At 48.4% G+C, this 9963-nt stretch carries 12 protein-coding genes; all 12 read right to left on the minus strand.

Annotated elements, in window-relative coordinates:
* Positions 1-11: 11 nt before the first annotated feature.
* A complete protein-coding gene (locus tag ACOTX3_RS25075; protein WP_012477379.1) occupies positions 12-329 on the minus strand; it encodes a hypothetical protein in 318 nt (105 codons plus the stop codon).
* A 15-nt stretch (positions 330-344) separates the two neighbouring features.
* A complete protein-coding gene (locus tag ACOTX3_RS25080; protein WP_001224686.1) occupies positions 345-653 on the minus strand; it encodes a hypothetical protein in 309 nt (102 codons plus the stop codon).
* A 548-nt stretch (positions 654-1201) separates the two neighbouring features.
* On the minus strand, positions 1202-1627 hold the full coding sequence (locus ACOTX3_RS25085) for a hypothetical protein (protein ID WP_000278471.1): 426 nt from the start codon (positions 1625-1627) through the stop codon (positions 1202-1204).
* Between the two features lie 252 nt (positions 1628-1879).
* Complete coding sequence (locus tag ACOTX3_RS25090) at positions 1880-2695, minus strand: HNH endonuclease signature motif containing protein (protein WP_001641519.1); 816 nt, start codon at positions 2693-2695, stop codon at positions 1880-1882.
* 12 nt (positions 2696-2707) lie between these two features.
* On the minus strand, positions 2708-3118 hold the full coding sequence (locus ACOTX3_RS25095) for a hypothetical protein (RefSeq protein WP_000985909.1): 411 nt from the start codon (positions 3116-3118) through the stop codon (positions 2708-2710).
* Positions 3119-3218: 100 nt separating this feature from the next.
* Positions 3219-3425: a hypothetical protein gene (locus tag ACOTX3_RS25100; protein ID WP_000134171.1), complete on the minus strand. Its 207-nt coding sequence runs from the start codon at positions 3423-3425 to the stop codon at positions 3219-3221.
* Positions 3426-3485: 60 nt separating this feature from the next.
* Positions 3486-4811: a type II toxin-antitoxin system HipA family toxin gene (locus ACOTX3_RS25105; protein ID WP_000088044.1), complete on the minus strand. Its 1326-nt coding sequence runs from the start codon at positions 4809-4811 to the stop codon at positions 3486-3488.
* A 4-nt stretch (positions 4812-4815) separates the two neighbouring features.
* Positions 4816-5109: a helix-turn-helix transcriptional regulator gene (locus ACOTX3_RS25110; RefSeq protein WP_012477377.1), complete on the minus strand. Its 294-nt coding sequence runs from the start codon at positions 5107-5109 to the stop codon at positions 4816-4818.
* A gap of 400 nt (positions 5110-5509) precedes the next feature.
* Positions 5510-6898: a hypothetical protein gene (locus ACOTX3_RS25115; RefSeq protein WP_000083579.1), complete on the minus strand. Its 1389-nt coding sequence runs from the start codon at positions 6896-6898 to the stop codon at positions 5510-5512.
* Positions 6899-6902: 4 nt separating this feature from the next.
* The gene (locus tag ACOTX3_RS25120; protein WP_000340139.1) at positions 6903-7400 is read right to left on the minus strand and encodes a membrane protein; all 498 of its coding nucleotides are present in this window, start codon (positions 7398-7400) and stop codon (positions 6903-6905) included.
* 202 nt (positions 7401-7602) lie between these two features.
* On the minus strand, positions 7603-8259 hold the full coding sequence (locus ACOTX3_RS25125; protein ID WP_000462754.1) for a trypsin-like serine protease: 657 nt from the start codon (positions 8257-8259) through the stop codon (positions 7603-7605).
* 658 nt (positions 8260-8917) lie between these two features.
* Positions 8918-9310: a hypothetical protein gene (locus tag ACOTX3_RS25130; RefSeq protein WP_000341066.1), complete on the minus strand. Its 393-nt coding sequence runs from the start codon at positions 9308-9310 to the stop codon at positions 8918-8920.
* Between the last annotated feature and the right edge of the window lie 653 nt (positions 9311-9963).

Genomic DNA, 9963 nt, shown 5'->3' on the forward strand with positions numbered 1-9963 from the left:
TAAAATCCCATTCAGACGCCGGATAGATTCAAGCAAGCCAACTTGTCGTCAAAATCGGTGTTGCAAAAACGGGAGTGACCATAGATTCCGTTTTCTGAGACGACCCCACACAGAACGACATGGTCGAAGGTTCTCTTGTCAGAGATTACCCAGTTGCCGGTTTTCACACGGCCTGCTTCACTCACCCCTGCGGTAAGATCGGGTATGAGCGTCCCCTGCATGCCGTCAGTTCGAATTGAAAGAATTTCACCCGATAAACCCAGCTCTGCAAGCTCACTAATAAACGGTCTTTTCATCCGGCTTACCGGTTTTGGCTTCGTCATTTTCATCTTTGCTGTAACACCTCAGTACCCCATTGCTCGTTCCTGGCGGGACAGCCGTTCATCAGCAGCCTGAAGACGCTCATCACGCCGCCGTGCTGCCAGAACCCGTCGTTCTGAAAAAGACATAGCCGCTACGTTTGGTACGCTGAGCTTACCGTCACCGGCACAAACGTCACAGCGAACATCAAATGCTCCGGCAAAATACTTTTCACGCATTTCTGGCTCCCACTCAGCCATTTCTGATTGGGTGAATCCATTTTCAAAGGCCGGGTTTTCCATGGTCCCGTGGCCTTCGCACTGGTGACAGATTATGTACTTAAATTTGCGCATGTAACGCTCCTGTATATGATGGATGAACCACTCTCGTTCAGGGTTATGGCGAAATGTTTATCGCCGCAGCGAGAGATTCAGTCTTGCTATCAATATTCCTGAAGGTTGTCCGCCTGATTTCAGGGAAAGCATTCATTCACTGGCCGGTTCTACCTTATTATTCATACAGATTAAAGTAGTTGTGCCTACTACTGCGGTCACCTTCCTTGACAAAGTAAGCAAAGTTTGAAAAATTTAACACCGACGAAAGGCCATACCTTCGTTAGTGTGCGAAAGCCGCTTGCGAGCGACGGAATAGGTGAAAGCTTTAGTCAGGGTTAATTACCCTGTCTGCGGTGATGGGATGGCTCAGGCGTATATCATCACTCCTTCCAAAGTCCGTACACACTCTTTCAGCCTTTGCAGAAATGCAGGGGCTGTTTCATATCAGACAAGCGCAATGAAATTTTCAAATGCTTTCCAGAAATTCAAAGGCCTTAAGCTTTATCTGTATCTTACGGTCCCCGCACGGAAAGTAACTTTCCTGAACAGGAACCGCCTTGCCAGCCTTAACTTTCTAAACGGTTAAAGTTACACCAGGCTGTAAATGGTGAAACAGTTTTTGAAGCCCATGAAACACCGCTGTCGGAAAGATAACTAGCCCCAAGACGTCTAACTTCTTTTTGATGTAGAGCTAATTCTTTCGGATCGGCAATATCTTCCACCACGCTCATCATGGCAATCTGAACTCCGGGAGATGCCATTTTATAAGCTGTCGAGCTTGCAACTGAATTTTTCAGGATTGCCAATCTTTCTTTTTCTGGTCGCCCGTTGTCAGACGTATTCGCGTACGTTGTACCCGCAACTAACAATGGAAGACTGGCGTTGGCACAGAACTGCATAACGCGTTTTTGCTGGAGCTGTAATTCAGTGGCTGCAAATGCTTTACTGCATCCGAGGATCCCGATAATCATCACTAATGCTGTTTTATACATAAAATTGAAACCGTCCTTATTGAACTTTAAATGTTGCGGTTAACACTGTGTGGAGATGTATGGACTGGATAATACCCACATGCCTGCGCCTGCCAGTATACCGGCTCAGGTATTAAACCTAAGAGATCTGGTGCACCGGATTTTACCTTTTCATTTCGGTTTTATCTTGAGCCTGGCTCTTGAGTTTAAATTTAAAGGTATGGCGCATGCAGGTTTCACTGACGGGTTTTCACACATCCCGGCTGTAACCCATCATTGTTCATGAGCCAGGCCCTGGTATCCTGCCCAGCGTACGGCCAGCCGCTCTAAGTCCAGATCGTACACCAGCGGTGTGATTTTACGGCCTTCAAACAGCTCGCCCAGCTCAATGCCTGGCTTAAAATGAACGGTCAGGGTGGCCGGATCTATGCCCATAAGATCGGCATCAAACAGAGCATGCATTGTTGGAGTCATCAGGATGCCATTAGACGGATTGTACCGGGTTCCATGTTCAATGTGTGCCGCATCCAGGACACCGCCATTAACCCAACCGGTTACCGCACAACGGCCCGCGAAATTCTCGATGAGCAGAGCTTTAAATTTACCCTGTGCCACGCCACTACGTTGCGTCACTACGCGCTCGCAGTGCTCACCCTGGATATCTACGTCAGGTTTCCGCTTTGGTTCGCTGGTGGCCGTCTCAGCTTGTTTTAGGGTGGAACGTGGATAGGCCAGGTTATATGCTGCGCCTGTGGTCATTTGCTCGATGACCGCAGGTGCATAACCTTCTGCTTCCAGCTTACGATATGCAGCCCGGTAGTCTCTTTGGGTTTTCAGCGGGTATATCTTTCCGCCTTTACCATCGAAAGCGATAAACCAGAAATCGTCCGTGCCAGTTTCCAGATTTCTGCAACGTTTCAGATGCCATCCGCCTTCTCTCGCCCAGATGGTACGGTTATTTCTGGCATTCGTTTTGTCATAACCGTTCTCGTCAAGCCAGCTATCAAAGCTGGTCAGCCCCAGATCCTGAACCTCCAGAGAAGGCACTCGAATGACCTGCAAGGTATGGCGGGGTCTTGGCTCTCTCATCTTGATCTCTTCCTAGCGCTGGTCTGGGAAATACGGATATTGCGGGCCATATTCATAGTCATGCGGGCCTGGCTCAACTTCCCAGAATGGACGGCCGCTAATTGTCTTTGGACCGCGCTCGTTTACGATGTCTTCTACATCCTGAATATTAAATGGCATCGTTGCCAGTAACAGCTGATCTTCGGGTGTCAGCGTCACAGTTGCACCGTCGATACGGCTGTAAAGGTCGGCAAACTGTTTACCTGCACCGTGCAACCGGTGCTCCGCTACACTTCTGATTGCGTGTAAGTCCAGCTCCGCCGCTTCCATGCGATCCACGTATAGTTTCATTTCTTTACGCAAAGCGCTCAGCTCACGGGCTTTAATAAACCCGCAGGCGTACCCACCCAGGGCGATAACTGCAATGATTGCTAAAATTGCCATTTTTTTCTCTCACGTGATTGCGGCCGTTACTCTAGTCTTAATGTGAAGTCTGGGAATTCGCTGGATGTTAAGTACGTTTTCATCCCCAGACTGACAGATGCTAAGGCGCGATCCCAACACTCCATTTGTAAGTATCAGGCCCATCTTCTCCGCTGGTGGCATCTGCTACAATCTGTGCATAACGTTCTCCAGCAAGTTCTCTTACCATCTGATCCACGACCCATTGCAGATGATGCATTTCATCGGTTCCGCCGTAACGACAAGCCAACTCAATAGCCCGCTCTATTCTTTTTTGTTCTTCAGTCATACTGAATCCTCACGCTTACATCAGCTATTCTGAAAACATGCACACTATAAATTGCGGCTGTCATTTCTCAGCCAGGCGCCTGCATTGCTGCCTCATTCCATCAAAAATACTTTCCGCAAGCTGCTGGGGGAACTGGTCCGGAAGAAGCCCGCTAACACGTTCAATGACACCCGGGGTTCTGGCGATGATTTCCTCTATCATCGCCTCTGTCTGCTGTTTACTCAGGCCGGTTATCTCACCATGCCTGATCCAGTGGCGTCGTTGTATTCGATATATCTGGTAATAGTTGCTACTGCCACGTACGGCCATCGCCAGTTTGCACTTCTGCCAGGATATCTGATTGTTCCCATGACCGATCACCGGCCATGCCGACAACACATCATAGAGTGGTGTAAGGTGATAACGTCCCTGTGGCCCAATAGAAATACTGAAATTTTTAGCGTGGCCATCTGTTGCGGCCATCATCCAGAAAACTATCTGCGTCATAAAAAACTGCGCTTTGTCACGCTCAGCACGGTCTGAATTACTCAGAACTTCCATAATTTCCGATATACCTGGCCCGCCGTCCGCCTGATATTTTCGTAATGGCGAAATGCCCAGGGCCTGACACATATCCTCCTGGGGTAAACGAATGATCCATTGTCCGTTTCCTGACCATTTTCGGTCAAAACGTTCTACCACCAGCGCTTTCTGATCTTCAAAGTGAGCAATCTGCGTTCTTGCCACGGGGAGCCCGTACTGTTCGAGAAGTACCGAGCAGAGCCATTCATTTTCAACCGACGAGCGCATGTCGGCTTTCATGTTCCCCACAAGTCCGAGCGGTAGCTTGAATATATGCGTCGTTGGTGTATTACCCTCCGGCATACACCACCGATCTTCATGCCACAGTAGGGCTGTTTTCTCCTGAGCACCGGCAATAGATAAACGTAAGTCGTCGTTATCTTCTGGCCTGCCCGGTAGCAATGTCTCCGTGGTATTACGCAAAGTTGCCGCAATTTCTGATTCAGTAAGCGGGTGATACTTCACGGAATATAAATCTGTGGGTTCATCTCCGTCATGAAGCAGCTGTATCGCGCCCACGCAGTCTTTTCCCAGCTCCGTCAGAAGATCAAAAGGCTCCAGGCTATCGGCCTTGTAACGCATTGCCAGACGTCTGCGTATGCCTTCGCTGTCCGGGAGTAAATTATCAAAATAGTCACGTACCACATTTCCACGCCAGACCTGGTTCCCGGGAGTAAAAGGAAGGGACAATGACAGCGGCCTTCCCTGTTCGTCTGCACTCCAGTCAGGAAGGTATTGTAAGCTGTCTACCCCTTTACTTTTTTCCCAGTATCCGACTTTGATTCCGTTCATCCAGATTGCCAGACGCTGCTGTTTCCGGCTCATATCGTTACCATTTCTCCTGTCGTGCAGGTGAGTTTGATTTAAGCATTTCTTCCGTCTGCTTCCCCTCTGAAGAGGCGGTTGTCGAGGAGAAGCTGATTTTTACGCCCAGGATAGAAAACACCTTGAATAGCCGTTCAATGCTCGCACTGGCAGGGTTGGCTTCCAGACGTGAGTATGTCTGTTGAGTGACCCCTAACCTTTCGGACAGGTCTTTTTGCGTCAGGCCATTCGCCTTGCGAAAACCAATGAGCAAGGGACGCAACTGGTTGAGCGTGTTTAACGGGTAATCATTATTGATCATAAGCTGGCCTCAGTAGTTCCTCTGATACACCTTGTACGCTGTTTTCTAAACATACACCCTAAAAGCTGTAATATCAAATTAACAGCCTAAAAGCTGTTAAATAGAGAGTACAACCTTTAGGCTGTTACTAAGTGGCAGCATAAATCTTTATGAGGTTTGATATGAGAGAACTATCAATAATAAGCCGTTACGCTCGTACAGCATCCGGTAAGAGAGCTGACAGATCAGGATCATCGGTAAACGAGAAGCGGAGTATCTTATGGCCCTGTTGTGAGCTGTATAAATAACTACGAGCTACTCTCTGCCTCGGGGAGGAGGCAGAGAGAGTATTAAAAGCAAAGGCAGACATTTTTAGCAGCTGGTGGGCTATGGGGTTCCGGAGGTGCTCCGGTGAATGTTACTTGACTGGCAAGTTTCCTGCTCTGATGGTCAATGCCTCGATGCTGTCTATATTGTTCTGAAGCCGTTCCAGTTCTGCCTTTTCAATACCGGCCCAAAGCTTTAAGTGTCGCTGATAAAGGGACCACTTGAGTGAGTGAAAACCATTCCAGGCCAACCCCATCCAGGAGGCGTAATTCGCATTGAGAATATTGCCGGTGATATACATTTTACCTGCGTTAACAGCACTGGAAGTTCCATAACCCAGGGCAAGCATCATCCGGAAGCGTGGATTTAGCCGCAACGGCATGGTATCCAGTAAGGTCTCCCCAAAAGCTCCTTTTCCCAGCGATACCTGTTTCGCCACATAGAAAACCCGCATCAAAACTTCCATTATGCTCATCGGAATACTTGTCACGATAAACTGACGAAAGTCATACCCGTTGACATACATGTACTCTATTTGTTTGCCGAAGTTAGAACTCCCCACAGGGATCCCCTCAAGCATACGAAGTAGCCCCATAAAAGGAGCCGGTAACCCCATGCCACGGTTTCCTTTTGCTGAGGGGGCATTAACATCCGATGCCAGGTGTCCAAACATTCTGGCGATGAGCCTGAAAATATTGGTTTCGTCTGTAACGCCTTTACTGGAAGGATAAACCACGATCTGTCCATTCTGAACCACCGTACAGGTCCCGTTCAGCATATCCTTTATACCGAAAATAATGCCCAGTACGGGATCGTGTGACAAAGCTCTTAAGCGGTGATTTGTGGGAGACAAAACGCCACCGGCCGCACCCACTAAATCGCTGCTGATCGAACTGTCTGGTGCCCCTATAGGGAACAAATCTGAGAGTTTTGTACTCAGGTCCTCCGGCAAAATGGCATTGAAGGCTTTCTGCACCTGTTTATTGAAAATACCATCCACTTCTGCCGTAAAGCTCACCGTAGGTTTTGGCGGGGCTCTGACGCAAAGTAAATCCAGCATGGATGCTATGAGCCCGCATCCGCAGGCAATAGCATAATCCCAGGCGTCGAGTGCGTAGCGATCATTAAATTCTTTAATATGATTCTGGATCCGGGCATCTACAACAGCCAAGTCATCCGTGGAGAGTATTGTGGCCAGTCCAATATCACCGCATACACGCTGGTTAGCCTCGCTATATATAGTCTTGAGACCAGTAGAATGCATGGCAGTATCTGAAGGGGTCATTTCTCGCAGATGATGTTCTTTAAGCGCCAGATGCTCCGCTTCATCAAGTTCAGTGCCGCTGATTAGCCCGGTCAACTGTGCCTTAAGGCTCTCTATATCACTGTTAATTGTCTCGTGAGCGTTCGCGATATCCTGACCACGGAGCTGAATATAACGGATGGCCCTGAACTCATCATCATAAGGAGACTGACTCATGTGTTTACCTCACCGCGACCAGGCTACCTTTTGGAGCTTTCTTAGTAAGCATGTCGATTGTTGCCTTGATGCCAGCAATTTCTGCCTTAAAATATTCCGCATTCGACATCAACCTTTCCTGAACTTCGTAGAGCTTTTGGATGGCCTGACTAAGGGCGGCTGTCAGTTTCGCATTTTTTTTGTGTTTCACTATCGCGTACCCGCCAATCCCTAACACAGCTACAGGTGCGGCCAATACCGCAATGCCTGCAACCATACCGCCACCGACGATAGACCCTGCTGTAGCGAGCCCGGAGGTTATGCCTGCTGCTGACACTCCCGTTGTACCAAGCGTATAGAGAGCACCGAAGGAAGCCGCTGCGCCTACGCCTGACCCCGCCAAAGCTGCTGCGCCCTCAGTAATACCCGGGAACTTATTTTCAAGCGCCTGAAGAGCACTTGTAACTTCATCCATTGCCTTCTTGCGAATTTTTTCGAGCTCTTCAGTTTCGGTAGCGTCCATTACAGGCCTCGTATTCATAACTTGCTGTGTGATAGGTGAAAAAGAGCACCATAAAAGTGATGAAGAAATCATGACTTACTATTGTGGCACTTTCGAGTTCATGTTTGTCAGTTTCAATGCTGTTGCTGTTAGTAAGGGCAGACGCCATATCGGGCAGACCCAAAATAACTATCGTGCCAGCGTCATTTTGGAACTGACTTTGCTAAAAATCAGTAGCGGACTGAACAGACATGTGTGGATTTGAATCTGGGCAGGTTCCAGACATTATTCCAACCAGACTTCCAATGACAAAATGCTCGTCATTCTCGGAGACGACATAGGGTCCACCAGAGCAACCATCGGTGTTGAAATGTGCTATTACAAAGCGAGTTGTGAGATGTTGGGGAGAATGATTTGAGCAATTTAAAGGCCAAATGCCTGAAACTTCACCAGGGAATGTCGAAATTGTTGTCTCATTCATTGGATATCCGACACCCAATGTACCCATGCCAGCTGCGGGAGCCAGGACCTTAAAGTAACTACTTACAGGCTGTTGTATTCCAGCTGGTAATACGATTTCTGCACTGTCAACAAACGGAATGCCGTCTTTAAAGTCTGCCCTGTCATTAGCCTCATTGAGAATGAAATCGACTAGAACAGGCTCTTCGTTCACCAGTCCTTGATGGTTAAGAAATTTGACGTAAAGTTTAAGTGTATTGCTGACGGGATAAATTTTTCCAAGAGCATTGGTAACAACATGGGCTGCGGTGAGAATCTTTTGCTGCTGACCATTATCGAAACCAAACGCAGTTGCTTCGAGATGGCTACTAAAATGAGGATCATTGCTTACATAGATTTTACAAACGTAGTTTTCAAACATTATTTCCTCCTTTTGCCGGTACCTAATCAGTTACACGGCTGCATGTTATAAACAACTAAACTCGCTTCCTGATATTTGAGTTTGTATGTTTTGCCAGGCACCAGCTCACCTCTGAAACACGGTTAGTCTCCTCCATGACATGGTTATGGCGATGGTCAGAAACTGTTATCGACGAAAGGCTGGAATTCCTTTAATGGCATTATCCATTTCAAGTCGTATGTCCTGAACGGGAGCGTATATTTTTATGATTCCAGATCTTAACCCTGAAACATTCCCCGTATCAAAACTGACCCGTTACAGATAAGTCACCACCGGTGCTGTCGATTAATTTAGTGAATTGCATGTCCTCATCCCATAAAGGGTAGGGCCTACCCCCGGCATCGAGCAAACCTGACCACCCTGCCCTTATTAAGACCCCACATGCGGCAATGGTGCCCTGTCCACGCCGCCCGCGAACTTTGAGGAAATGGGGAGAAAATAAAAAGAAAACAAAAAGTTATCGGCTGAAGTACCGGCGCAGATCGGGAATCAGGCGAAGCCTGACAGCACGTTAGGGCCTGGCAGGGGGCTTGAGGGATGAGGACATGCAATTGTGATAACCTTCCCGCCACGGGGTCGGTTAAATTCGTATCCTGCCGGTGCAATTCCAACGGCCGCGTTACCAGTTCGCCGGGTAGCATGGCCAGCAAAGCCAGGCATCGAGCACCCGGGTTTCACTGACGGCCGCTGCATAGACGCCGGTATCCGGGAAGAAATAAACCGGGGTGGCGTTGTTCAGCTGGTCGCCTTCATCGGCCAGAGCGCCGATCACCTCATGAGGCTTAAGCAGCATATCCGTTAAATATTCATCCGGGTGGATGGCATTCAGCGATATGGCCATCTCCAGAAATTCATCCAGGGTATGGCGGGTACGATACCCCCGGAAAACCTCGTATGAAGGCGTGACGCATTCACCATCCAGGGAACAGGCATCGTAACCGGCCAGCTGCTCTTCGGTGAGTCCGGAGGCATGCTTTGCCACAAGATTCGTAAATTGCTCTTTATCGTCCATCACAATCCTTACGCTGTAGGGGCCTGTTTGTGTTATCACTGCTTCCGGTTTTTACTTCGCACAACCCGGCAGGTATCCGGTCGCCCGGGCGTCCTTTGCGGTCTTGTTCGCCCTTCGCCTGAATTACGTCAAATCCCTTTCACTACCCGGCCGCAGGGTGACACCTCCCCTTTTCTCCGGAAGCGAAAGAGGAAGAACAGTTTAACAGCCCGGATCCTCAATAATTTTCGCGTAACGGACTAAATAACCGGTTTATGCAGCTTCTGATAACCACAGACCGCGATAGAATAAAACGTCTGGTGAGGAACCGGAGTGTTATGTAAGCGGGGGGTTTAACTGGGTATCTGTGTAGTCCTATTTAGCCAGATATCCCGAATAAAAACCTCAACGATTAGGTAAACGAAATGGATGGATTCTGGTCGATGTTCTGTTTGTTTGTCGTGGTAGTTTCACTGCATAAAGCCCTTTCTGTAGCAGCAGCACGAGCAGACGCAGCAAAATTAAATATGCTTCTCAGAATGAGAAAGTTTAAAAAGTAGCTTTCAAGGGCACTGTTGCAAAGTTAGCGATGAGGCAGCCTTTTGTCTTATTCAAAGGCCTTACATTTCAAAAACTCTGCTTACCAGGCGCATTTCGCCCAGGGGATCACCATA

The organism is Enterobacter cloacae complex sp. IR5384, assembly GCF_049237265.1.
In the GTDB taxonomy this organism is placed as follows: Bacteria; Pseudomonadota; Gammaproteobacteria; order Enterobacterales; family Enterobacteriaceae; genus Enterobacter; species Enterobacter cloacae.